23 protein-coding genes and 1 riboswitch are annotated in these 26,457 nt (G+C 39.2%); of the genes, 5 read left to right on the top strand and 18 right to left on the bottom strand.

All coding sequences use genetic code 11. From position 1 onward, the window contains the following. Positions 1-28: 28 nt before the first annotated feature. From NSQ77_RS10690 to NSQ77_RS10650, 9 genes are all read right to left on the bottom strand, one after another. Positions 29-616, bottom strand: a complete 588-nt coding sequence (locus NSQ77_RS10690) for a CalY family protein (protein WP_339230870.1) — start codon at positions 614-616, stop codon at positions 29-31. A 30-nt stretch (positions 617-646) separates the two neighbouring features. Then, positions 647-1,210 carry a signal peptidase I gene (locus NSQ77_RS10685; protein WP_339230869.1) on the bottom strand — a complete coding sequence of 188 codons (564 nt, stop codon included), beginning with the start codon at positions 1,208-1,210 and terminating at the stop codon, positions 647-649. 5 nt (positions 1,211-1,215) lie between these two features. Then, positions 1,216-1,680 carry a hypothetical protein gene (locus tag NSQ77_RS10680; RefSeq protein WP_339230868.1) on the bottom strand — a complete coding sequence of 155 codons (465 nt, stop codon included), beginning with the start codon at positions 1,678-1,680 and terminating at the stop codon, positions 1,216-1,218. A gap of 36 nt (positions 1,681-1,716) precedes the next feature. Then, positions 1,717-3,750, bottom strand: a complete 2,034-nt coding sequence (locus NSQ77_RS10675) for a glycoside hydrolase family 3 protein (RefSeq protein WP_339230867.1) — start codon at positions 3,748-3,750, stop codon at positions 1,717-1,719. Positions 3,751-4,257: 507 nt separating this feature from the next. Further along, positions 4,258-5,100, bottom strand: coding sequence for a carbohydrate ABC transporter permease (locus NSQ77_RS10670; RefSeq protein WP_339230866.1), 843 nt, complete (start codon positions 5,098-5,100; stop codon positions 4,258-4,260). Positions 5,101-5,170: 70 nt separating this feature from the next. Next, complete coding sequence (locus NSQ77_RS10665; RefSeq protein WP_339230865.1) at positions 5,171-6,064, bottom strand: sugar ABC transporter permease; 894 nt, start codon at positions 6,062-6,064, stop codon at positions 5,171-5,173. Positions 6,065-6,145: 81 nt separating this feature from the next. Then, positions 6,146-7,495 (bottom strand): ABC transporter substrate-binding protein, encoded by a 1,350-nt coding sequence (locus tag NSQ77_RS10660; protein WP_339230986.1) that lies wholly within the window; start codon positions 7,493-7,495, stop codon positions 6,146-6,148. A gap of 564 nt (positions 7,496-8,059) precedes the next feature. After that, positions 8,060-8,671: a hypothetical protein gene (locus NSQ77_RS10655; RefSeq protein WP_339230864.1), complete on the bottom strand. Its 612-nt coding sequence runs from the start codon at positions 8,669-8,671 to the stop codon at positions 8,060-8,062. 47 nt (positions 8,672-8,718) lie between these two features. Next, a complete protein-coding gene (locus NSQ77_RS10650) occupies positions 8,719-9,117 on the bottom strand; it encodes a VOC family protein (protein ID WP_339230863.1) in 399 nt (132 codons plus the stop codon). Positions 9,118-9,403: 286 nt separating this feature from the next. Between NSQ77_RS10650 and NSQ77_RS10645 the strand changes: the two genes are divergently transcribed. Together NSQ77_RS10645 and NSQ77_RS10640 are read left to right on the top strand one after the other, a co-directional pair. Next, complete coding sequence (locus NSQ77_RS10645) at positions 9,404-9,952, top strand: TetR family transcriptional regulator (protein WP_339230862.1); 549 nt, start codon at positions 9,404-9,406, stop codon at positions 9,950-9,952. A 1-nt stretch (position 9,953) separates the two neighbouring features. After that, positions 9,954-10,331, top strand: a complete 378-nt coding sequence (locus tag NSQ77_RS10640; RefSeq protein WP_339230861.1) for a multidrug efflux SMR transporter — start codon at positions 9,954-9,956, stop codon at positions 10,329-10,331. A gap of 816 nt (positions 10,332-11,147) precedes the next feature. Here NSQ77_RS10640 and NSQ77_RS10635 read toward each other — a convergent pair. Further along, positions 11,148-11,678, bottom strand: coding sequence for a hypothetical protein (locus NSQ77_RS10635; protein WP_339230984.1), 531 nt, complete (start codon positions 11,676-11,678; stop codon positions 11,148-11,150). Positions 11,679-11,975: 297 nt separating this feature from the next. Continuing rightward, complete coding sequence (locus NSQ77_RS10630) at positions 11,976-13,691, bottom strand: ABC transporter ATP-binding protein (RefSeq protein WP_339230860.1); 1,716 nt, start codon at positions 13,689-13,691, stop codon at positions 11,976-11,978. Between the two features lie 211 nt (positions 13,692-13,902). Between NSQ77_RS10630 and NSQ77_RS10625 the strand changes: the two genes are divergently transcribed. Next, the gene (locus tag NSQ77_RS10625; RefSeq protein WP_339230859.1) at positions 13,903-14,271 is read left to right on the top strand and encodes a DoxX family protein; all 369 of its coding nucleotides are present in this window, start codon (positions 13,903-13,905) and stop codon (positions 14,269-14,271) included. 346 nt (positions 14,272-14,617) lie between these two features. Here NSQ77_RS10625 and NSQ77_RS10620 read toward each other — a convergent pair whose 3' ends face one another. The 7 genes from NSQ77_RS10620 to NSQ77_RS10590 all read right to left on the bottom strand — a co-directional run bounded on the left by NSQ77_RS10620 (position 14,618) and on the right by NSQ77_RS10590 (position 23,257). Then, positions 14,618-15,820 carry a trypsin-like peptidase domain-containing protein gene (locus NSQ77_RS10620; protein WP_339230858.1) on the bottom strand — a complete coding sequence of 401 codons (1,203 nt, stop codon included), beginning with the start codon at positions 15,818-15,820 and terminating at the stop codon, positions 14,618-14,620. Positions 15,821-16,049: 229 nt separating this feature from the next. Further along, entirely contained in the window at positions 16,050-16,835 is a 786-nt protein-coding gene (locus NSQ77_RS10615) for an MBL fold metallo-hydrolase (protein ID WP_339230857.1), read from the bottom strand. After that, positions 16,832-17,761: a two-component system regulatory protein YycI gene (locus NSQ77_RS10610; protein ID WP_339230856.1), complete on the bottom strand. Its 930-nt coding sequence runs from the start codon at positions 17,759-17,761 to the stop codon at positions 16,832-16,834. The genes NSQ77_RS10615 and NSQ77_RS10610 overlap by 4 nt, the downstream gene beginning before the upstream one ends. Positions 17,762-17,763: 2 nt before the next feature. Then, entirely contained in the window at positions 17,764-19,089 is a 1,326-nt protein-coding gene (gene yycH, locus NSQ77_RS10605; RefSeq protein WP_339230855.1) for a two-component system activity regulator YycH, read from the bottom strand. Beyond that, positions 19,086-20,915 (bottom strand): cell wall metabolism sensor histidine kinase WalK, encoded by a 1,830-nt coding sequence (gene walK / locus NSQ77_RS10600; RefSeq protein WP_339230854.1) that lies wholly within the window; start codon positions 20,913-20,915, stop codon positions 19,086-19,088. Before walK ends, yycH begins: the two co-directional genes overlap by 4 nt. Before the next feature lie 5 nt (positions 20,916-20,920). After that, the gene (gene yycF, locus NSQ77_RS10595; RefSeq protein ID WP_339230853.1) at positions 20,921-21,622 is read right to left on the bottom strand and encodes a response regulator YycF; all 702 of its coding nucleotides are present in this window, start codon (positions 21,620-21,622) and stop codon (positions 20,921-20,923) included. 141 nt (positions 21,623-21,763) lie between these two features. Then, positions 21,764-23,257 carry a peptidoglycan DD-metalloendopeptidase family protein gene (locus tag NSQ77_RS10590; RefSeq protein ID WP_339230852.1) on the bottom strand — a complete coding sequence of 498 codons (1,494 nt, stop codon included), beginning with the start codon at positions 23,255-23,257 and terminating at the stop codon, positions 21,764-21,766. A gap of 291 nt (positions 23,258-23,548) precedes the next feature. Beyond that, positions 23,549-23,652: riboswitch (SAM riboswitch) on the top strand. A 90-nt stretch (positions 23,653-23,742) separates the two neighbouring features. Between NSQ77_RS10590 and NSQ77_RS10585 the strand changes: the two genes are divergently transcribed. After that, the gene (locus tag NSQ77_RS10585) at positions 23,743-24,477 is read left to right on the top strand and encodes a phosphoadenylyl-sulfate reductase (protein WP_339230851.1); all 735 of its coding nucleotides are present in this window, start codon (positions 23,743-23,745) and stop codon (positions 24,475-24,477) included. A 139-nt stretch (positions 24,478-24,616) separates the two neighbouring features. Next, entirely contained in the window at positions 24,617-26,440 is a 1,824-nt protein-coding gene (locus NSQ77_RS10580) for an assimilatory sulfite reductase (NADPH) flavoprotein subunit (protein ID WP_339230850.1), read from the top strand. Positions 26,441-26,457: the final 17 nt, after the last annotated feature.

Raw genomic sequence — 26,457 nt, 5'->3', positions numbered from 1 at the left:
CGTCTCCCTTAATAGAGGTCGTCATTCACTACTTATCTTCACCAGCTGTTTGTGTGGCAGTAAATGTCCATTCCAAATTCAAGGAATCCCCTTGAAATTGATTTTGGTCTTCTCCATTATCAACAAAGTTAAATTTAACGACTAAGTCATCAATGGAGTCAACCTGCAAACCATTTTCACCAAGCAGCGGATAAAAGACATTCTCATTTACAGCCTCTGGTGTCAGCGACTTTAGCTCTGCAAGCGTCGTTTCATAAATTACCTCATCCAATTTGTCTGCATTATAAAGAAATTCTACTTGGATATGCTCGCCAAAGTCCTCTGTATTATCACCCGACGCATCATTCACCGTATATTCTGTTTCTAACAGCACCTTATCGATATCCAATGTTCCATTGTTTTGTAGTTCAAAGTCGCGAATCATGGAATCACCTGGTTTGATATTATCCACCTCAATAATTTGTGTCGGATTCACCGCTAAATCTAATGTCCCTGCAGCAAATGTATTGTTCGTTGTTTCCGTATCACTAAAATAAGCAAACGTTCCTCCACCAACCAGTGTTAAACCAAGCACTGCCGAAATAATACCTGTCCCTAATTTTTTTTTAATATTCATCCCGAATTCCTCCTCTAATTTTTGTTCTGATTATGCTCGGATTTCTTTTTCATTCATGAGCTGTTTCACTTCTTTTAACGTGCTTCTTATCGTAATCAAGGAATAGCCAATCAATAGGATGCCTGGAAAAATAAACAGTAATGCTGCACCTTCGCGTGAGCTGGTAAAATTCATGACATAGCCTAAATAAGGAATCGTAATCCCGGTATATTGCCCGACAATGTTCTCTGCCAGCACTGGATTTCGGTCTACCCCATTATTCGCATCGCCCTTCGTCACATATTGCTGTCCGTCATGCTTTACTTCGACAATTCGGTGCGTTACCAATACATCTTCTTCTGTTTGAAATGTAATCACATCGTTTTCCTGAAATCGTTCTCCTTCCCCTCCTGTTTGAATTGCGATAAGCGATCCTGTTTGAATATCAGGCTCCATGGAACCCGACAGCACAGACTTTACTTGGTATCCAAACAGATTTACCTCATTCCCTGCTGCTTTAGACGCAAGAGAGAGAAAAAGGACAGATAACAAGACGATAAATAAAATAGTTGATAGAAAGCTAGTACATTTTTTTAATATACTTTTTATACGCATTTGTTCTATTCACTCCCTTGCTCAGGTGGGCTCACTGCTTCTCCCATTTCATCTTCATTCATATCTTCTTCCTGTTTTGATTCTTTTTCATCATCATCAGATTCCTTTTCTAATTCCTCATCGTTCGTTTCTTGCTCATCCTCTTTCTCTGTTGACTCAGCCGCTCCGGTTGATGACCCCTCATTTTCCCCTTGCTCGTTCTCCGTATCAGCTCTCTCTTCTTCTGAATCATCTGCTTCTACTGCTTCTTCATTGTCTGCTGTTTCTTCAACTGTTTCAGCCTGCTCCTCCTTCGTCTCTTCATTCGTTTCCATCTCTTCCACTTGATAGCTGCCCGCCTTTATATTTCCAGCAACCTTGGTGGTATCGGTAAACAAAGCCGTTGTCGGGGAATGCACCTGGTGTATGATCAAAAAAATCAGATAGAAAAGCGCAAATAGCCGCACTCCAATTCGCAAAAAATAACTCAAGCTGCATCCCTCCCCGGCTCGTTTTACGATTATTGTTTAATTTTTTATCCAATGTTCAATTAATCGCAATCCCTCTGTATCTAAATAACTATGAGCTTTCTTTGAAATTGCCTCACTATCCTGTTGCTGATCGAGCAGTTTTCGAAAGCCTTCCAAATGTTTAACCACCTTATCAGGCAGCTTGCGATCCTCATATTGGGCTACTGCAGTTAAGTGCAGCTTCAGTGCACGGCCTGCTTCTTCATTCGATATTTCTCCAGCTTCATCCAATTGATCGACAAGCTGCTTCATTCCAGCAGCACTATGTGGAATATCAACATAGTCCAGCCCATCTCCCATTTCATAGTGCCCCGGGATTGTGACAGGTAAGCTCCCAAATGGATTAATTTCACCTGCCAGCACACCGGCAACTGCCTCTATGGATACATCTAAATAGCTGTAGCTGGCCACATATCCATCCACATCTGGAAAGGCCATCACATCATATGGATTCCGATGAGCAGATACAATAATTGGCTTCCCAGTAGCTTGCAATGCTTCAACCAATGCTTGCTGCTGACTACTTGTGTTTGCCGTGTAGGTCGTGATAATCACTTTGTCCGCTGCTTCAGCAAGCTCCACAGCACGATCAATTTGCCCTGCTGTCGGATTTGTTGCCGTTGCAAAGCTATCCCCACTTATTCCTTTTTCATCGAATAATTCTGCTATCAGGTCAGGCTTCGCGACTGATGGCCCAGTTACAAGCACTGTTTCTCCATCGGATACAGGCAAAGCTTCCTGCTCGTTTTTAACAAGCGTGATGCTTTTTTCAGCGATCTCCTTAGCTGTTTGCAAATTGGCTCCTGTTCCGATATTTTCTACATTCGCTGGTTCTGCATAAGAATCTTCAAATAAGCCTTTTTCTGCTTTTGCCAGTAGAATACGATAAACCGATTCATTTAACCGTTCCTCACCAATTTCGCCAGACTGTACAGCTTCAAGCATGCTCGTATAAGCTTCCTCCACATTTGCTGGATTTAATAGAATATCCGCTCCTGCTTTAAATGCCTCTACTGGAACTTCTTCGGGAGGCAAGACATTTGCACCAGACATATCAAGGCTATCGGTAATAATTAAACCTTTAAATCCCATCTCATCACGTAATAAATCAGTAAGGATTGGTTCAGATAAAGTAGCTGGAAGACCGGAGTCATCCAATGCTGGAACAACAATATGTCCTGTCATAATGGCATCTACACCTGCATCGATTGCATCCTTAAAAGGCTTCAAATCAACTTCATGCAGTGTTTCCAAATCATGATCTATAATCGGCAGGCCATAATGTGAATCAACATCCGTATCTCCATGTCCCGGGAAATGCTTCGCCGTTGCAATCACATTTTCTTTCTGGAGTGCCTCGATTTGCGCAACTCCAAGACGGGACACACGATCCGGGTCCTCACCAAAAGAGCGAACACCAATTACCGGATTTTCTGGATTCATATTGACATCCACTGTTGGAGCAAAGTTCATATTAATGCCAAGGGCATCCAGCTCCTTTCCGAGAATACCTCCGCTTTGTGCAGCATAATTATCCAGTCTCGCCGCACCAAGTGCCATATTCCCTGGAAAGACAGTGGCAGGACTCGTTGCTCTCTGGACAATCCCACCCTCTTGGTCTGTGGAAACAAACAGTGGAATTTCCTGGTCTTGTTCTAACGCAATATCCTGTAATCCATTTGATAATCCATTAACTTGGTCGACATCAAGTGGTGTTCCAATATTGTCGGTCCAGTTAAAATAAATCACACCGCCAATATGATAGTTTTCAATAACCTCCTTAAAGTCTTTCCCTCCACGATTATTCGCAATGTTCATCAACTCGTAAGCTGGATCTGTCGGTGTTTTACCATAGACATGTACAATAAATAGCTGACCAACCTTCTCTTCTATCGTCATATCCTCCATAATTTCCCGAATCATTGCGTCATGGTTTCCTGCTTCACCTGTCTGATTTGCCAAGCTGGAAAGGGGAATGCTGACGACAAGCAGTGTCAGTGATAAAGTGGTTAACACGTATTTTAACTTCACACCTACTCCTCCTTTATTCCGTTCAATTGCAGCATTAAAACCGTAGAGAGGATTTTCCACCTCAACACGTTATAACCAGGTGCTTGCCAATTATTTGTAAAAAAGTGAATCAATAATAGCCTGTCCTCCTATATAACCTGCCACTCCTTCCGTGATTGATACAGTGGTGTTAAAACCGTGCAGTAATTTAGATTAACTAGACAATAGCAAACCCCATTTAAAAATGTTGTTCTATTATGTAAAAAATGAATTATTTGATAAAAATGAATATTTATTCCCAGAATAACAGTATTAAATTACGCATAGCATAGGAAATTGGTTGGACGAAGAGGATGGATATGAGCCTAATAATGTATAAAATTAAGCCTGTTTTCATACACTTTCAGCATAATGACGTTTATTAGAAACGCTGGAAAGACTAATAAAGATGCCGTTTTTCTACATAAAAAAACAACAACCCGTAATGGATTGTCGTATCCTGTTTATTTTTTGTTATAAACTCCACTGTTATCCTTTAATTGCTCCTTCCGTTAAACCTTTCGCAATCCGTCTTTGGAAAATCGCATAAAGAACAATAACTGGAATAATGGCAATCACCAGGCTCGCAAACAATGTCCCCCATGCATTCGTATATTGTGCTTCACTGCTAATAAAGTCAATTGCCAATGCCAGGGTATAGTTATCACTTGTATTCAAAAAGATTAATGCCATAAAATATTCATTCCAGAATTGGATTGCATTCATAATCGTAACGGTAATAATCCCGGACATACTTAATGGCGTAATGATTTTCCATAAAACCATATATGGTGACATACCGTCCATTGCAGCTGATTCTTCCAATGATTTCGGAATTGTACTAATAAAACTCGTTAACACAAATATCGTAAACGGAAGCTGGCTTACCGCATAGACGATTGCTAATCCATAAATATTGTCCAAGAGATTAAGTTCGGCTAAGAGAAAGAATAATGGAATCCAGCCTAATACCATCGGAATCATCATCGCTGAAATATATAATAGAAACAACGCCTTGCTGCCGCGAAACTGAATCCGTTCAATTGCATAAGCGGTTGGAATTGCGAGCACTAACGTAAGAGCCGTTCCAATAACCGTAACCATTAAGCTATTAAACACACTTGTATCGATATTGTAGTTTGTCCATGCTGTCATAAAATTGTCGAGGCTGAATGACTCTGGAAAGCCCCATGGGTTGCGGTAGATTTCAGCATTTGATTTAAACGAACCAAGAAACATCCAGAAAATCGGATACAATACAGCTATTGTCCAGAGAATTAACGGGATGCGAATTCCTGCTCTTCCCAGAATTTGTCCGACACTCCGCTTCACAAGCTACTCCTCCTTTTCTGCTAGTATAGAATCTATTCAAAAACTCTCGTCTATCCTGCTTATGAGGACGCTAATATTCAATTTTATCGCGACGCATAAAGAACTGGAGAATAAGCACGGTTATCAGGGATAGAATTAAAATCATGACGCCAATGGTTGCCCCGTAGCCAAAATTGTATTGGACAAATGCTTGCTGATAGAGGTATGATCCCATTACATGTGTTGCATTATTTGGTCCGCCGCCCGTCATTACCTGGACAATAATAAACGATCCATTTAACGTTGTAATGACGATATAAAGAATTGAAATTTTAATTTGCGGCCAGATCAATGGCAGTGTGACCTTCCAAAATTGCTGCCACTCACTTGCCCCATCAATTTCTGCTGCTTCATAATAGCTTTTGGAAATATTGGAAATCCCTCCAATCAGCATGAGCATAAATAAACCAATCCCAGCCCAGATGGAAGGGAGCACAAGACTTGGCAGCGCCCATGTTTCATCGCCGAGCCATGGCTTTGCCAAGCTTTCCAAGCCGATAAATTCCAGGCCGGAGTTAATCAATCCAAGACTAGGATTATAAATAAATGTCCATAGGATTCCAATAACGACAACAGACATAATGTTAGGAAAGAAAAATACAATTCGGTAGAAAGGTGCTTCTTTAATTTTTAACTGGGTTAAAGCAACTGCAAAAAACAGTGCTAGAATCATAATCCCAATTACTTTCGTTACGACCAGAAAATAATCATGCATAATGGTATTTGGGATAATTGCATCCTTTGCTAATTTTATGTAGTTGGCCAACCCAATAAACTCCTTGTTTTGCGAAGATCCCGACCAATCAAAGAAGGAATAATACAACCCGCTAAACAATGGATATAAGGTAAACACAGCAAATAAGATAAAGGTCGGAATTAAACAAAAAGCTAGGAACAAATACTTTTGTTTTTTAGACTGTACCACTTAATCCACCTCCCGCCTTTTTAATAGAATCCAATAAATCTATCAGCAGGAGATTCAGAACCCCTGCTGATAGATAACTATTTAATTACTGCCGCGATATTCAGCTGCAGCTTTTTCTGCTTCTTGAACAAATTCCTCTGCAGTCATATTTCCAAGCATGAGTGACATAAGTGCATTTCCAACAGGGACCTCTAAATCAGCACTCATTGGATGTGGCTTATTATAAATCGTCACTTGGTCTGGATCATTAATCATTGCATTTGCTTCCGTTAGATATGCAGGAACATTTTCGTTTTGCGTTAAGTCCACGCCAGTAATATTCATCATGGCACCCGTATGCTCGGAGAATGACATCGCATATTCACGTGTAAATGCAAATTCCACGAATGCTTTTGCCGCCTCCGGATTCTCCGCCTCCTCGGCAATTGCTAATGGACGAAGGTCTGGTACAATTGCATAGCTCTCATCCTCAGCCTGCATCGGGGAAGGAATAAAGCCAAAATCAAAACCTTCCGGGATATCGTTTGCCATTTCGTTTGGCAGCCAGAACCCGACTGGAATAAAGGCATTTTCATGCAGCAAGAAATTCATTTGTGATTGGGTATGGTTTAATGCACCAAGTCCTGAGTCAAACATTCCTTCCTGCTGCATTCTTTCTACGCGCTTCATAACCTCTAACACCGGTTCACTTATCCAAGCACCTTCTGCACCAGTGATTAGATCAGCCAGCAATTCCTCTCCACCTGCTGCACCAAATGCCGGATAAAGTGCTCCGCGCAGGAAGTAATATGGGTGCTGTCCACTTGTTACATAAGGGTCGATTCCTTCCGCTTCTTTAATCTCTGCCATCGAATCCATTAAGCTTTCAAAATCTGTTGGCACTTCATAACCCTTTTTTTCAAACAATGCTCTGTCATACCATGTACCCCATGTATCAAAAACTAGCGGCAAGGAATAAATTTCGCCGTCAAATGTGCCTGGCTCAACAATGAAACTATCCATTAACTTGTCGCCGCCCTCTAGCTCAATACCTTCTACCCATTCAGTTAAATTCATCAACTGACCATCTTCCACCATTTGTGTTTCGCTGGATCCGGCTCCATCAATGTATACGACATCTGGTGGATCATTGGAAACCCAGCGACTCCGCATTTCCTCGTTAATATTTGGACCAGCATGCTCAATTATGTTGACGTCTGGGTATTTCTCTTTAAAATCTGCAATAACTTTCTTCCACCAAGCATCACCATAGCCACCAACAAAATACTGAATTTCTAAGTCTCCTGAAATGGCACCGTCTGCGTCGTCACCGGAAGGTTTTCCCGAGTCTGTCTGCTCTTCTGGCTTTTCATTTGTATCATCTTGATCATCATTTGATGAACAAGCAGCCACAAAGGCAACCATAAGCATCACGACAAATAACACCATCATTCTGCCAGTAAATAATTTTTTCAACTTCTTTTCCCCCTTTTATCTATACAATAGGAAAAGCCTGAAACAGCTCTATATCTGCCGCTTCTTTTTCATAAAAGAAAGGCCTCCTTTCCCTCATTCATTCTTCCTATGAAACAGATTGCGAGCCATATTCAAAGCTGTTTCCTTTTCAGTGATGGATGAATCTTGTCCGATAGTGCAGAGGAACTACATCACCTTCTAAATTATATTGACCATATTTTTAATTATGCTTGGATTTTTTCGATTGCTCACAAAGGGGGGAGAATGTGAGTCTTCGGAGATATTTGTTTTTCATTTCCAGAATTATTTCCCGGGGAATATCGACAAATTTTGATAAAGTACTGTTCACCATATCCATGTTTTACAGATGGTATATTCTTATTATTAGGGGATGGAATAATATTTCCCATTAAAGCGAAATATATGACATGGAGGAATTGTGAATTGTTGATTTTTAGTAAATTTTCTAATATATTAACAGGTTATCCAGAGATTGTGGATAACTGCTTTTAGGGAGCAACCAGCCCCCTATTATGTTCACTATTTTATGCTTATAACAAATGTTGAACCGCCTGAATTCTGATGATAAGACATTTTAGACTTGGAAAACTGTAATTCATATCCCGAAACATCATCAGGTAAAGGTGGTGACACAACAAATGTATATGCAGTATGACAGCCGGAGCCTCCGCCGCCTTCATTGCGGCAGTCGTATTCAATCTCACCACCAACAATCGAAAGCTCGAAAAACTTATGCTCCGGAAATGCCTCATGTTCTTCATCGGAAATATCTGTATCCACCGTAAAATGAATCACACTGGCGTTTTTATATTGGCGTATAAAAGTTACGGTGTAAAAACAATCATTTTTTTCAAGTGACTTTAAAATTTGGATAGTTTTAAGAAACCCTTTCGGCTCTATGATAGGACGATATATCTCCTCGCTTAAAAAATGACTGAAAACACTATTTAAGTATTCTTCGTGCATATTGTATTTTCCAGCCCAATTGGTGATCAATTCCTTGGTTGGAAAACCAGGATCATTATTTGATAGATCCTTTCGCCGTCTGATTAAGTCACATATTTGTTCATCAATTGATTTGATTTTATCGTTATAGTACGGTGTTGGTGGTTCGAATGGCATTTGTTTCATTTTTTTAGCCTCCAAATGATAATTTTATACATAAAGCTAATCACATATTATTTAGGTAGATCTAATTGCCATGAAACCCTAAAACGGTCGTTTATCCATCCAAATTTTTTACTGAAACCATAATCATCTAAAGGCATAAGTTCTTGTCCGCCTTCTTTAAGTTGTTGATAAACATTGTCAAGTTCTTCTTCCGTATCACAAGTAACATATATGGAGAACGAAGGTGTAAAGGAAAACTGATGCTTTACATTGCTGTCAATGCACATAAATTCTTGACCTTTAAGCGTGAACTTCGCTGCCATCACTGTCCCTTCTTCCCCAGCTTCGTTGGCGCCATACCGCACAATCTCTATAATCCTGGAATCCTCAATAAGAGATGTATAAAAATTCATCGCTTCCTCTGCTTTTCCATCTTGAAACATTAAAAATGGTGTTACCTTTTCCATTAGAATTACCCCTTTACTATTTATTTTCAAAAATAGAAACCAATCGTACGAGGCTAAATTTCGCATCTTTCATATTTGCATTTGAAATCTAGCATTCCTTTATCCAATTCCTTTTGAATACTTTCATGAGCACAAGTATCCTATCCTTTCCAATTTTACCATAATCCTATATTGCTAAACTGCTCCAATCATTTCCTATACAGTGCTACTGCATAGGAAATGATTTGATTGACTAAAATACCGTCCAGACGGTATAGTAAAAGATATAAAAATTACGGAGGTCACTATGCCTACTTCAAAAAGGACGAATAAGAAAAAAAACTTATTGATTGCTGCTGCTGAAATTGTAAAAGAAGAAGGTGTTGTGAAACTCACATTAGAGGCGGTCGCCCATAGAGCAGGAGTAAGTAAAGGTGGGTTATTATACCATTACCCCAGTAAGGAAGCGTTAATCAAAGGGATGGTGGAGGATTGGAAAAGTAATTATTTCGAAAGCATTATAACAATGGCTAAAAATGATAAAAAAGAGCTGGGAAAATGGATTAGGGCCTATGTTCAATCTACCTATTCTGATTTTGATAACAATAAACTTATGAATTCTGCAATAATGGCTGCAATGTTTTTTAATCCGGATTTATTAAATGAATTCCGGCGAGAATATGATAATTTACTTACAAAGCTAGTAAATGATGGGGTTGATCCAATCAAAACAACAATTGCCAGATTATCAATAGATGGTTTGTGGTTTTCCGAAATATTTGGAATGCAGCCATTAAATAAGGAATTGCAAACAAATGTTTATCGTGAACTAATTAACATGATAGAGGAGGATTAAAATGGCTTACCTGTATTTAGCACTCGCAATTATTGGGGAACTTATTGGTTCTTCTCTGCTAAAAGCGTCTGAAGGATTTTCAAAGCTTTACCCTACATTAGGGTTAATTGCTGCCTTTGTCAGCTGCTTTTTCTTCTTATCACTATCACTTAAAACAATTCCTTTAAATACTGCGTATGCAATATGGTCAGGGCTTGGGCTTGTTGCTACTGCAATTATTTCCGTTTTAATCTGGAAAGAAAAAATGAACATGGCAAGCATTGCAGGAATAACACTGATACTTGCTGGAGTAGTAATCTTGAACTTATTTGGCCCAGGGCATGAAGAATCCAGTCATGAAAAAGGTGAAAATCTTACAATCGATGCAGAAGCAGAATAAGAAAAAAATCCTTCATGCAGAAGGATTTTTTCTTACAACCTAATCCCTGCGAATCTTACGCTGTTTTATTACGGTACAGATACAATGTAATAGCATTTAATATGACTGTACCAAGAAGAATTGCTGGAATAGATGCGATAACACTCATTGTAACCATAAGAGCAATCCAAGCCTCAGCCTTTCCGTTTTCATAGAAACTGCAAATCTGAAAAAACAGTGAAATAGAACAAGCACTAAGACTTAAAATAGATAAGATAACCCAATTTCCAGAGCGCTTTTCATATCTCAAGATACTAATGGCTGGAAGTATCCAAGCAATTATTCCAAGTACTAGACTACCAAGATTAAGCCAAAATGAGAAGATTTTAGTGAAGATTATTGACAACTATTAGGTAGTTTAATTGAACGAGGAATAACTAGAAATATAAGAAATACGAAAAAGAAATAAATAAAATTATACATACAATAACTCTAATCCAAGTCAATTTTTTACTTATTTCTGCTCTTTTCTCTAAGTAATTTATATAACCCATCGTTAATATAAAACCAAAAAGTATAATTGGGTATCCTAAATTATCATTTTCTTTAACTAGATACCTCATTGCTGCTAAGGCAATAAGTAAGGTGCCGATTGTACCCAAAATCATATTGAAATACAGAGCTAGTTTATTTTCCCTCAGAACAAATTCCCCCTTTAAAAAAGACCTAGATATCTCTCATTTATTAAACTATTCTACTCCTTGAGTGAAAAAACTACTATTATTTGTAGTCCCTTATTGTATTAAAGCAACAGTTACTTAAATAGTGTAATCTCTTTTACTTCTTTACCAACACATATTGCTTATCTTCTAAAAAGAATGTTTCGCAAAGATGATTTATGTCTTTTAGCTTTAAATGTTTTCCAAATTGGAATGTGCTGAGGTTAATAACTACATCTTTACTGTCATCTTTCTCTTTACCCTCATGTCGATCCCAACAAGAATATATTTCAATTAAATCCCCTTCTAATAAGTGAACATCAATAAAATTAAAAAGTGCCTTGATAGATTTACGATGACTTGCTGTATTGTTATTGTGTAAGTATCCTTCTACTTCATATATGAAAGGTGTAGTAAATTTATCTCTTACTGGTTCATACCCAGAATCTAAATTAGAAACATTAATTCCACTTGAATCTTCTTCTGTTTCATAGACCGTAACGAGCTTCGAACCATTATTCTTCTTCAAATACTTATCTAAATTTATCCCTTTTATTCCCAATTCTGACAGAGTTTTATATGTTGGGTTCCTACCAAAAGTACCAATAGGAAGTTCTATATTTGCCCCTAAGAAATGATGTAAAGTGATTTAAATAACCTCCTTGTTAAACATAAATACCTCTTTAATTTAAGTATAATATTTCACGAATTCACCTTACCATATATTAGTAATTTTAAAAATACTTAACGAAATCCTTGTGATTTTAAAAATACTTAACGAAATCCTTGTGATTTTAAAAATAAAAGCCGTCTTAATTTAGACGGCTTTTATCTTCCATTTTTATGTCATTTAAGGTTTTTCTGAATATGCACCTCAAAACGGACCCTTTTGTTATGATTCACTCTGCTTTCCAAGTTGTCTTTCCCATTCCACACACTCAATCCGCTAGTTCATTTGCACATTATGCAAATGCGCAAATAAACCATCTTGTTTCAATAATTCTTCATGACTTCCTTCTTCTTCAATACCTTTTTTCGTGACAACCATAATACGATCTGCGTTTTTAATTGTTGCGAGTCTATGCGCAATTACAAGGGTTGTCCGATTTTTTGCAAGGTCATTCAATGCTCTCTGGATAATCATTTCCGTTTCTGTATCTAAGGCTGAGGTCGCTTCATCAAGAATTAGGATAGGAGGATTTTTTAAGAACATTCTTGCAATCGCAATTCGCTGCTTCTGTCCACCTGATAGCTTCAAGCCACGCTCTCCAACTTGGGTTTCATATCCGTTTGGCAGTTCCTTAATGAATTCCTCCATATGGGCATTTCTTGCTGCAGTTTCAATTTCCTCATCAGTTGCATCAAGCTTGCCATATGCAATATTTTCCCGAAGCGTCCCTGTAAAGAGGAATACATCCTGTTGCACAACGCCGATTTGCTGACGAAGCGATTCCTTCGTCATATCGCGAATGTCCATCCCGTCAATTGTAATACTTCCAGCATTGACATCATAGAAACGCGGGATTAGAGCGGATATCGTCGTTTTGCCAGCACCAGATGGTCCAACAAATGCTACTGTCTCACCGGCATGAATATTAAAGCTCATATTGTTTAAGACAGGGCCGTGAGCCTCCTCATAGCTGAACGAAACATCCTGAAATGCAATGTCTCCCTTAAGATCCTTTACGTGTACAGCATTCGGACGATCCTGAACGTCTGGTTCCACATCTAACATTTGTGTAAAGCGTTTGAAGCCAGCCATCCCCTTTGGATACAGTTCTAACAACGCACTGATCTTTTGAATTGGACTAAATAATACGTTCATCATTAATACAAAAAATACTAGCTCTCCGGCACTTAATCGTCCATTAAACGTCATCCATGCGCCGACAACTAGGACGAGCAATGTGATTAGGCGCATCATCATATAAATATTGGAGTTAACAACACCCATTACTTTATATGCAGCGATTTTTGCCTTTAAAAAGCTATTGTTATTCACAGCAAAACGTTTCATTTCATGCTTTTCATTTGTAAAAGCTTGAACAACGCGTACTCCTGATACAGCATCTTCCACCTGTGCATTAACCCCAGCAATGTCCTCGTACATTTTCTTCCATGCTCTGCTCATCCGAATATTACTGAATGAAATCAGAAACACAAGGATTGGCACAGCAATCAAAATAATCAATGATAATTGCAGGTTGGTTGAAAACATAATGATAAATGCACCAATAAAGGTCATAATTGCAATGAAAAAGTCCTCAGGTCCATGGTGGGCAAGCTCTCCAATATCAAATAAATCATTGGAAATTCGGCTCATAATATGACCTGTTTTTGTGTTATCAAAAAACTTGAATGATTGCTTCTGCACATGATGAAACAGGTCACGCCTCATATCTGTCTCGATATATATCCCGAGCTTATGACCTAAATAGGTCACGATATAATGCAGATATGTACTTAATAAATAGACGAATAATAAGAGTACACTAACTGTGATAATTAAGTTCCAGTTATTGCCTGGAAGTAATGTATCAATAAACCATTGTACCGCCACCGGAAACGCAAGCTCGAGAATGGCAACGATGACTGCTGATGTAAAATCAACAATAAATAACCGCTTATGCGGCTTATAATACGAGAAAAATCGACGGATCATTCACTGCACTTCCTTTTTTTAATCTAACCTTGATTATAATGAGAATCATTCGCAATTGCAATTCACAGGTTCGTTCGGAAGATAGCTCGGTCTATAAAAATACAGCACCACCAGCCAAAATGCCGCCTTTGTATTTATCTAATATGAGAAAGATTGTCCATGCTGCTGCATAGGAATATAGCAGTTGGTATTTTAGGAGGGAGTACATGGGATGCATGTAATGAAATGGATTTGTTATGCGACAGGTTACGTATTTATTATCTCTGGCATGATGAAGTTAATCAATCCTGATTTTAAAGAAATTTTTGCGGGCGTTGGATTGCCATTTCCTGAGGTTATGTTACTGTTTGTTGCTCTTATCGAACTTGGTTGTGGGATGTTGGTTGCCAGCAGAATGCATATGAATATTGCGGTAGCGCCTCTTCTATTCATAATGCTTGGAGCACTTTATTTTACAAAGGTACCCTTAATCGGGACAACTGGGGTTCTTAACTTTGCCTTTCAAGCAAGATTAGATATCGTTTTGGTTATCATGCTGCTGATAATTTGGCAATATGCTCGTAGACGAGTAGCATCCTGACTTTACAAGCAATCAACAAAGGGAGGAATTTAACTGTGGATAACTCGTGTATAACGACAATTAATCCGGTATAACCCTAAGTTATCCACATCTTTATGCACATATGCACAAATGTTCGTAGATATTTTGTTTTAAATATTAATTTCTTCCCCATATATTGATTTTACATTATAAATTATCCACTATTTGTGCATAACTTTCGTTTTCTGTGGATTACTTTTTTTAATAATACAGATTATACACAGTAAGGCAACTAATTACTATGCTTTACACATTTTAAAAATATCCACAATACACACTGAAAGCTATCTTCTATTATTTTTACAGAAGATAGCCTTCATACCGCTTACTGGCTTCCAAGTTTTATGCTCGTTTCGACGCGCTCACCATCTCGGTAATATGTTACTTCAATTGTATCGCCAATTTCTTTTTCCTGATACAATACTTTTCGCAAATCAATCATATTCATAACTGGATTTCCGTCAAGCTCTGTAATAACATCCAAGCGTTCTAATCCAGCCTGATCCGCCGGGGACAATGGCTCTACATTCCAAACGTATACACCGCCATCCACTTCAGAAGGCAGATTCAGCGTCTCATTCCATTCTGTTTGCGGTACTTCATCAAGCGAATAAATCTCAACACCTAGATATGGCCGTGTTACCTCTCCTGTCGTTTCCAGCTCTTCAATGATTGGTAAGGCGTGGTCAATTGGAATCGCAAAACCAATCCCTTCAACAGCTGCCTGGTTAATCTTCATCGAATTAATTCCAATAAGCTGCCCATAAATGTTAATAAGTGCGCCACCACTATTTCCAGGGTTAATCGCAGCATCTGTCTGAATAACCTCTGCTTGCCAGTCCGACCGTCCATCCTGGTTAAAGTCCTGTGGAATGGTGCGCTCTGTTCCACTGATTACTCCTTGCGTTACCGTACTTGAGAGATAAAGACCTAATGGATTTCCAATGGCGATTGCTGGCTCTCCAACCTTAATACTATCTGATGAACCAACTTCAATCACCTTATCCACAGCTCCCCCATCCATTCTCAGGACAGCTAAATCCGAGAAGAGATCACTTCCAACAATTTCTGCCTCAACATGAGTATCATCATAGAGAACCACTTCTACTGTGTCAGCACCTTCGATAACATGATGGTTTGTTACAACAAAAGCAGTTCCATCGTCATTTTTATAAATAACGCCGGAACCTGTACCAGCTTCTACCCCTTCTTGCTGATTAAAGAAATCTGACCGTTGCTGAATATTCGTAATCCCTACAACCGTCGGAGTTACATCTTCCACTACCTTCGTAATCTGCGTGGTCACATCAACAGTTACCGATGTATTAAGGCTTTGACCGCCATCCTGCTCATTCTTCTCAATCGTTACTTGATCACGAGCGTCACCTTCATCATTTGTTGAATTCATAAATTCAGGCATAACAAGACCAATAAATACGATACCAATTACAATTCCTATAATAAGCGGCGGGAGCCATCTCCCTTTTCGCTTGTGGTATGTCCGGTAATTCTGATCATAATATCCCATCTCTTAGTCCCCTTATTGATATGATATATAGTATATATTGTTCAAAAGATCCAACAGAAATCGAGAAGCGTACATTCGACTAACTGCCGTCACGTCTTGCTGCCAGTAAAAGCATGTGTAAATCCAAAGTGAAATTTCCTTTTTCCTTCTTTTGAACACATACTATAGTATTACCTTAAACCGGAAATTATTAAACAAATATATCTAGGGATATCGCCTGAAAAATTAACTATACAACCTCAAATAAAGGGGTCGGCTCTTTAGGATCTGTATCGTGTAAATCGATTTGAATGCCTCTTTCCTGGAGAACACTTTGCACTGACATTCGGGCCAAGTCTTTCATATTGTTATCCAAGCTCAAATGGGCAAGATAGATTCGCTTCGTACGGTTACTAATTATATCCGCAAGCGCTAAACCACAATCCTCATTTGAAACGTGACCAGAATCACCTAATATACGACGCTTTACACTCCATGGATAACGTCCCATTCGCAGCATCTCTACATCATGATTCGACTCGAAAACATATGCATCCGCATCCTCTACTGTCTTCTTAATTCTCTCCGAAACATAGCCAAGATCTGTTACAAGCGCGACTTTCTTCCCATCATGGCGGAAAGTATAAAACATTGGTTCTGCAGCATCATGAGATACACCAAATGATTCAATATCCAAATCATCAAACGACTTCACTTCATTCATGCCAAACAGTAATTTCTGATCTGTCGTAAGCTTTCCTAGCGAATTCTCCATTGCTTTCCAGGTCTTTTCATTTGCATAGATTGGGAGATTATATTTCCTTGCCATAATCCCTAACCCCTTAATATGATCACTATGCTCATGAGTCACTAAAATTCCGGAAAGGGCAGCAGGATCAATCTGAATTTTGCTAAATAACTGGTCCATTTGCTTCCCGCTTAATCCAGCATCTACCAGAAACCGCTGTTTGTCTGTTTCGATATAAAACGCGTTCCCCGTACTTCCAGATGCCAATACACTAAAACGTAATGTCATTCTATTTCACTCCGATTTCCTATCTCAAGACTCTGCTCTAAAGCATGTAGAGCGGATTCCTTTATCTCACTTTCTTCTGGTAAACTTCCTATTCTCGTTATATTCTTTTCGATTGTCTCATTAAGAAATTCCTTATCCGTTCCTGCATACACAAGCCCTTCAATCGCATTTACAAAGTAATTCCTGCTTTCGTTTACCGTTACCTTCCATGTCGGTGCAAACACATGACTGCCTTCTGCGGGGATACGGGATAAGAATCCTAATTTCACCTCGGTGACCACATCATCCTGTATAAGGTTATTCCGCTCAAACAGCGTTCCAATGGCCTGGATCGGCGGATTTATTGCTTGCGCCGTCCCTTGCTTGCTCGACTCTCCCAGCATCATTTGTGTATAGTGAGTTACCTCGTTATCTTGGTTTAAATAAGCGAGGATGATCGCACTGCCATTCAGATATATTGGCCGTCCTTCCTTGGACTGTGAGAAAATCAGTACCCTGTAATCTTCATTCCAGTCCCAGAAGGTATATTCATCCGCATATGCTAGGTTGGGTGCCAGCAGTTCTGTAATTCGACTGTCACTCGCATTAATAGGGATTGGGACTGGCTCATTCAGCTGAGCTACGATAAACTCATCATCAATCACCGCCGCTGTTAAATTTTCGATGCTATTTAACATGCCCTTTTCTTCTTCGGTAAATTTTTTTTGAGAAACGCTAATATAATTAGACTCGGTAACATCTGATTCAAGCTCTGTTTGAATCGTAATATTCTCCGATTCCAGTCGTTCTTCCATACTTGATTCTTTACTTTCATCCAAGACTGGACGTTCTGAATCCTGCTGTCTATCAACATATTGAACCAATAAGTAGATATTCAAAATAAGGAAACTGAGAATAAATAGTGTTTTAATATGGCCCCACTGCATTCTCAATCTCCCCCTTCTGGGTTTATTAAATCATTAAAGGCATGCTGAATCCAGCGACCATTGTATTTGATATACCATACTGGTTCGAGCTCAACATTTTCATTGTACGAAAAATCGGTATCAATATTCAGCCGGTAGCCAAGTGTTACAGCCTGTACATTCTCTACATTATATCCTTCTTTGGATTCAAGGATATCCTTTTTAATAACTTCTCCAGAGGCTAGCTCTACAGGTGTTTCATTAATAACAGACTGAGCAAATAAAATCATTGGCCTGCGGTATTCAACCAATTGCTGGCTGTTCAATTTTTGTTCGATCATAGCCATATTGTCATGGTTAAAGACAGGATATCCTTCAAAATACATCCGATATTTTATCAGACCTTGTGTCATATCCAATTCTGCTAATCGAAAATCATTTGTCCAGCCCTTATGATTATTAATTTGCGAAATACTTCTATCCAATAAAAGTTTTGGAGAGAGCAATGGATCTGTATTATTATCCTCTGTTAAAATGTTTACATATTCCATTGCAATACCATCCTCATCCACTCGCATTTGACGACTGTCCGTAAAATAGCTCTCACCAATTTCCGGCGTTCTGGACTCACTGACTACAGATGGCGTATCAAATAATACATCTCGCATGTCAGGTGGATCAATTCGTTTAAAGGACATCGTTTTTTTCGGTAACACAATCTCACCGGTAGGCAAGTAAATATCTTTACCCCCTTCATCCATTAGCGTATACAGCCGGAATGTATCCAAATCAAACCCGCTCATATAAGACCAGAGATGATTAAAGTCATTGGAATCGTTTATTTTTGCATTCACTAGCCTGCCATCAGTAGTAGCTACCTCAACAAGCAGTGTCGATGTATCGGCATCAAACTTAATATATATTCTTTCAAATAACGCACCTTCGGGTAATTGGACATTTTCATCATTCACTTTGAAAATACTCCCAAGCAGCTCCACCGGGAAACTTTTCGGAAATATCAGCTCTACCTCATAATCACTTGGCGTACGTTCCGTAACGGATTGAATCGTAATATCAGATAAAATCCAGGAATTCATCTGATTATATAGGCTCTCTCGCTTTGCTGGATCCTTAAAACCATAATAACTGCCATTCGCATGTAAAATGATGTCCATTGGCTCAATGATGCTCCGTTTATCTTCTACTGTTCCGCCAATGTCAACCTCATCAATCGTCTCATTATTTAATGCTGTCTGACTTGGCTTATAGCTTCCTGTTCCAAGGGTGAGAAGTAAGCTTGTTCCAATTAAAACAATTAATATTAACGTTTTTGCTGTTTCTAATTTCATCGGACTCCCCTCCGCTTCTTATTCATAAGCGGTAATGTGAAGAGAATCGTTGTCCCTTCACCTTCTTTACTTTTCGCCCAGATTGTCCCGTGGTGTGCTTCCACTAATTCTTTCGTAATTGCCAACCCTAAGCCTGTGCCACCAAATTTCCTTGCTCGTGCTTTATCTGCTCGGTAAAACCGTTCAAAGACTTTTTCCAGCTTATCATAAGCAATGCCCATTCCTTGGTCCTTGATGCTAACAAGCAGATAATGACGCTTTACTTCAAGTTTTAAACGTATTAATCCACCCTCTGGGGAATATTTAATCGCATTTGAAATAATATTATCCAGAATTTGTGTCATTTTATCTTTATCCATCCATACATAGCTTTGTACATCTGGAATTTCGCGAACGAGTTTTATTTTTTCAGGGGAATTCATTTCAAACCGGTCAATCACATGATGGAAAAAGCCCGCGAATTCGGCGCGTTCCTTATGCATCGGCAGCTCATCCGAATCCATCTTCGAAAGCTGAAGCAAATCGTTTACCATGCGAATCATCCGGTCTGTTTCACCTTGCGCAACACTTAGAAACTTCGGAGCGATGTCTTTATCCTCCCAAGCTCCATCGGTAAGTGCCTCCAGATAGCTTTTCATTGTTGTTAATGGTGTCCGCAGTTCATGCGAAACATTGGATACGAAATCACGTCGTTCTTGTTCCACCTTTTCCTGCTCGGTTACGTCACTAATTACCGTAATGAATCCGGTTATTTCCTCTTCGTCATCCAATACAGTTGAAAAGTTTGCCCGAATCAGGAAAGGACTATCATCATCACTGAAATCGATAATCATTGATCCACTATCTTGCAAATCCGTTATATCGATAATCTTACCTTCGAGCTGCAGAATGTCCAATAGAAAGTCGCCAATAACTTCTTCTGGATTATTACCGATCAATCTTCCTGCAGCTTCATTCATTAATGTAATCGCCCCACTATTATCTGTGGCAATAACACCATCGGACATATTGGAAAGGACGGAGCTTAGCTTTCTCCGTTCCTCTTCAATCGTTGCATACGAATGCTTCAGCCGGCTGTTCAAATCATTAAAGGTCTCAGCCAGCTGGCCGATTTCGTCTTTCCCATATATATTAAGTGTTTGTGTGAAATCCCCATTTGCCATGATCTGAGCTTGCTCTTTCATTTCCTTAATCGGCTTTGTAATGGTACGTGCGACAAGCACCCCAAGGATTGCTGATATCGTAATTGCCAGTACAGATCCTTGGAAAAAGAGGCGATTAATGCCTTCTACTTGATCGTATACGCCTTCCAATGAGGATTGAAAATAAATAACCCCAACAGCCAAGCCTTCTGAATCAAATATTGGTTCTACCTGGACATACACACTTTCTCCATTATCTTCAAACTCATTTTTCTGCTGGGAATCAAAAAATAATGCCTGCTGAACTAGAGGCTGTGTTGATTTTTTTCCAATCTCGTCCATTTCATTAATTCTATTCGTTCCCAAAACACGCCGCTGATTATCAATTACCTGTACGGTTGTAGCTGCATTATCGGTACTTATATCTTCAACAATTTGCTGTACCTCTTGCTGTAAAGGTATGTCACCATCCTCTTCATTTCGCTCTCGTTCAAAAGCTTGTTCGAGGTTATAGCTTAAGAGCTCCACCCGCTCATTAATGGAAGTTTTAAAGCTTCCCATTAGATCATCCTCCAGTCTGATGCTAAAGAATGATCCAATCACCTGAACTGCAAGCAGCAATAATAAGATATAAATAATAATAAACTTTAATTGTATCGAACGAAAAAAACCAACTTTATTCATCGCAACTACTCCTGCTCAGGATTGCGTAAATAATATCCTACACCCCGTCTTGTCACGATCCACATTGGGTTACTCGGATTCTCCTCAATTTTCTCACGAAGTCTGCGTACGGTAACATCAACCGTGCGGACATCTCCAAAGTAATCATAGCCCCAAACAGTTTCAAGCAAGTGCTCTCTTGTCATTACTTGTCCTATATGGCGAGCTAAATAATGCAATAGTTCAAATTCACGGTGCGTTAACTCGATTTGTTCGCCTTTTCGCGAAACCACATATGCATCCGGGTGAACAACAAGATCTCCAATAACAATATCCTTTGTTGCCTTCACCGTATCATCTGGAACCTGCTGCCTGCGCAGATTTGCTTTTACGCGTGCAATCAGCTCCCGGTTGCTGAACGGCTTTGTCACATAATCATCTGCACCAAGCTCGAGTCCAAGCACTTTATCAATTTCTGAATCCTTTGCCGTCAACATAATAACTGGCATTGTCTGTGTCTTTCTCACTTCACGAAGTACTTCATTTCCATCTTTATTTGGCAGCATAATATCCAATAGAATTAAATCAGGGTTCTCACTTTCAGCAAGCTCGATAGCTGTATCACCATCATTTGCTATGATTACTTGATAGCCCTCTTTTTCTAAATTAAATTTTAATATATCTGCAATTGGTTGCTCATCATCTACAACTAGTATTTTTTGTGCCATCTAATTTCACTTCCTTTTTATCCATTCCTTCATTCTATTCTACCGTACTTTTGCTCATCTGTCTTTACCTAGGAAACGTCTATCCTTTTACTTATTTTGTCGAAAGGAAGAAGGCCGGCTCAGGCAGAGCCGACCTTCTTATTATTTACTTACATATTCTGTCGGATTCTCGAGACTTCCACTTTTATATACTTCAAAATGAAGGTGAATTCCTGTCGAATTTCCCGTTGAACCCATCACGCCAATTTTGCTGCCTTTTTCGACAACCTGCCCGACTTTGACATCGATAGAGGATAAATGGGCATAGACTGTTTTCATGCCGTTATTATGATTAATCACAATCTTATTGCCATATCCGCCGTTATTATAGCCAGCAGACTCGACAACACCATTATCGGCAGCTAAAATATTGCGATTGCTTGGGCGTGCAATGTCAATTCCTTTATGCATTTTCCCCCAGCGCTCTCCTAAATGACTAGAAATATATCCACCGACTGCTGGCCATGCCATATCCCCAGTTCCTCGTGACGAAATCACTTTAGTGCCTTTGATAACAATCTTATTTACAGGCTCTTCTGTGATCGTTTCATCCAGAACTTCTTTTGCTGCTTGCTTGCCATTTCGTTTCTCTATTTCATATAGAACTTCTTTTTTCCCTTCTTCGCCTTCTTGTTTTACCTTTTCTTCGCCTTTATACATATCCTCTGATTCAATTACTTCCGTTTCAAATGCAATTGATTCCTCAACTGTCTGCTCTTCTGTCACTACAACTTGTGCAAATGGCTTATATTCCATTACGTTGATTTCCTGATCAATTTTCAATACAGCTTCATCTGCTAAATCAGAATTCAGCTCCAGCAATTTTTTCGTCGATAGATCATACTTTTCAGCAATCTCCCCTAGCACTTCTCCTTCTTTAACGGTATGCACCTTGTCTTGAAGCGTCCCTTTTTCCAGCTTTTTTATACCTTGTTTTTCCGTTAAAATTTCATCTGGATCTGCAGTTTCCTCGGAGATAACAGTCTCTTTCGATAATGCAATATCTGTAACAAGTGTTTCTCCAACATCAGGAACCTTTTTATCTTGAACTTGCTTTTCTTTTGCTTCTTTATCAGCTGCAGCCTTTTGCTTGTCAGCTTCGATTTTTTCCCATTCGTCTTCATCCGCATACTTTGTCGTATATGCATCAAGAACTGCTTCAGCCGCTTCTTCATCTTTAAAATAACCAACAGTTTCATCTGCAATATTCAATTCCACTGCATCTGCCATTACGGTTAAGTGCTCGTCCAGCCTTTTTGCTGCTTTTTCGTTATTGTATTTCGGATTAAAAACCATTTCAGGGATGAAGGTGACGTCCTCGCCAATGGTTAACTCAATAGCATCATAATTATTCTGATGCTTAGCCAGTTTATCATCAATTGCTTGCTGAACAAGATCCTGATCATCAACCTTTCCAAGATGCTCGCCATCTATGTACACATGATATATTGTTTCCAGTTTGTCCTCTGCCTGTACAGGGTTTAAGGTAATCCCAAATCCTAAACATGTCATTATTGCCGTCTTGCTTAAAAAGCTCCATTTCCGTTTACGTTTTATTGCTTCTAGTTTCTTTTCCGTACTTGTATGATAAAACATTTTCTAGTTCTCCTTTTAATCATGTAAATCTATATAAAGCACTATGGCATTTTTATAAAACTCATTCTATCAATCTACCATAGCTCTATAGGTTTAAAAATGGATTGTCGAATAATGTAAAGAAATTGTATTATTGCAACCAGGTATTTACTTTTTAAGCAAAGATATGGCCCCCCATTCTGATTAGTGTTTCTTTTGAAATTAATTTATTTTTTCAAAAAATGGTTGATTTTGGATTTTTAATCATATATAATACACATAATTTAGATTATATTACTCGGATTAATTATACTCTTATCCAGAGAGGTGGAGGGAAGGGCCCTTTGAAACCTCGGCAACAGGTTTAAACAAATACTGTGCCAATTCCTACAGACGGATAGTCTGAAAGATAAGAAGAGTGAATTCCAGTCCTAGTCAGGATAAAATTCATATCCCTCTTCTTTCATAAAAGAAGAGGGATTATTATTTTTATGGAGGGTTTAAGGATGGATAATTATTCGATTAGCTATACGAATTTCAATGGAGATCCTTTTAAAAATTGGTTACCTGCGGATTCGACCAAAGGCGCTTTGAAGATTTTACAGTGGGCCTACGAGACTTATGGTGACCGTGTTGTTTATGCTTGTAGTTTTGGTGCTGAAGGCGTTATATTGGTAGATCTGATTTCCAAGATACAAAAAGATGCCGCTATTGTTTTTCTCGATACGGATCTGCATTTTCAGGAAACATACGATTTGATTGACAAGGTGAAGAAAAAGTATCCAGACCTTCGTATTCACTTAAAGAAACCCGAATTAACCTTGGAAGAACAGGCTAAGCAACATGGATCCGCATTATGGAAGCGAAAACCTGATCAATGCTGCTATATCCGAAAAATAAAACCGCTTGAAGAAGCTCTAAGTGGTGCTCCCGCTTGGATCTCAGGTCTTCGCAGGGAACAGTCCCCTTCAAGAAGCAAGACTGATTTTATAAATAAGGATGAGCGGTTTCAATCGATAAAGATATGCCCATTGATCCATTGGACATGGAAGGATGTGTGGGATTATATCCAAGAAAATAAGCTGGATTATAATCTATTGCACGACCAGAATTATCCAAGTATAGGCTGTATTCCATGTACATCACAAGTTATGGACCAAGGCGATTCTCGTACAGGAAGATGGTCCGGATTCAATAAAACAGAGTGTGGTCTCCATACTTCTACAACTCAAAACGATTAAATCGTATCTTATATCGGAATACGAGCAATAATCCCAGGCATTAAACATAGTAAACAGCTATGTATACATTGGTTATATTGTTGATAGGCAAATAACATCAGTAGACTAAATTAAAAATATTCTTGAGAGGTGATTAGCTTTGCAGTTACAAGTTACTAATAGTCCTTTTAGTCAAGAACAGTCGGAGAAATTGAATCATATTCTCTCAACATTAACCGACGAACAACGAATATGGCTGAGCGGATACTTAACCGTCCCTCAAAACACCCAATCAAGTTTTATCATTGATTCATTCGGTCAATCCCATAATGCCAAAAATCAAACAGAACTGAGGCAGGTTACCATTCTTTTTGGATCTGAAACAGGGAATGCACAGTCACTTGCTGAACGCTTTGGACAGAGGATTAAGGAACAAGACTTCCCAGTCAAAATTGCTGCTTTAGATGACTTTAAACCAAAAGACTTAAAAAAAGTTCAAGATCTATTCATTATCACGGCTACCCATGGAGAGGGGGACCCACCAGATAACGCTCGAACATTCCATGAATTTCTTCATAGCAGAAAGGCACCACAATTAAAGGATCTACAATATTCAGTCTTATCTCTCGGTGACGAATCCTATGAATTCTTTTGCCAAACCGGTAAAGAGTTTGATAAGCGATTGGAGGAATTGGGAGGTGAAAGGCTCTATCCCCGAGTCGATTGTGATTTGGACTTTGATGAGCCTGCAGCAGAATGGATGGATGGTGTACTAGGCATCTTACAGGAAATGAAAGATACACATGAAACAACACAGGCAGATTCGTTATCCGAGACATCCATAATTGAACAGCCTATCTATTCCAAAGCAAACCCATTCCATGCCGAAGTGCTCGAAAATTTAAACCTTAACGGACGCGGTTCGAATAAGGAGACGCGCCATCTTGAATTGTCACTGGAAGGGTCAAAGTTCGAGTTCGAGCCTGGTGATAGCCTTGGTATTTTTCCGAAAAACAATCCTGCTTTAGTAGATGATTTAATTGCAGAGATGGGCTGGGATCCTCAAACAAGCGTCCAAATCAATAAGCAAGGCGAGGTGCGTGCCCTAAGGGAAGCTCTATTAACCAATTATGAAATTTCCAGATTAACAAAGTCTTTACTGCAAAAAGCTGCACAGCTTTTTAATCATGATAGGTTAAAAGATTTACTGCAGCCGGATAATGAAGAAAACCTAAAAACATATATCAATGGCAGAGATTTGCTTGATCTCGTTAGGGATTATCGCCCGAACAACATTGCTCCTATTGAGTTCATTCAAATACTGCGGAAGATTCCGGCTCGGCTATATTCGATTACAAGCAGCTACAAGGCAAACCCTGACGAGGTTCATATTGCTGTTGGAGCCGTAAAATATCCTGCACATCGACAAATTCAAGCTGGGGTTTGCTCGGGGCAATGCGCTGATCGTGTAGAGCCTGGTGAGCAGATTCCAGTATATATCCATCGGAACCCGAATTTTAAATTCCCTGCCGATATAGATACACCCGTAATCATGATTGGTCCTGGAACAGGGGTTGCCCCTTACCGTTCTTTCCTAGAGGAACGTGAGGAAATCGGACACAACGGCAAAACCTGGCTATTCTACGGAGATCAGCATTTTGATTCCGATTTTCTTTATCAAGTGGAATGGCAACGATGGCTCAAGGAAGGCGTATTAACGAAAATGGATGTTGCGTTCTCCCGGGATACAGATGAAAAGGTATATGTACAGCATCGCATGCTGGAAAAGAGCAAGGACATTTATCAATGGATTGCAGATGGAGCACATATCTATGTTTGTGGGGATGAAAGGCATATGGCCAGCGATGTTCATACAACATTGGTCACCATTCTCGAGCAGGAAGGTCACTTAAGCCACGATGAAGCAGAGCTTGCCTTAAACGAAATGCGCAGGCAAAAGCGTTATCAACGTGACGTGTATTAAAAGCAATGAAGGTTAAG

The organism is Oceanobacillus sp. FSL K6-2867 (assembly GCF_037963145.1).
In the GTDB taxonomy this organism is placed as follows: domain Bacteria; phylum Bacillota; class Bacilli; order Bacillales; family Amphibacillaceae; genus Oceanobacillus.
Note: the sequence above shows the minus strand (reverse complement) of the source record. Positions and strands in the feature narration are given on the sequence as shown.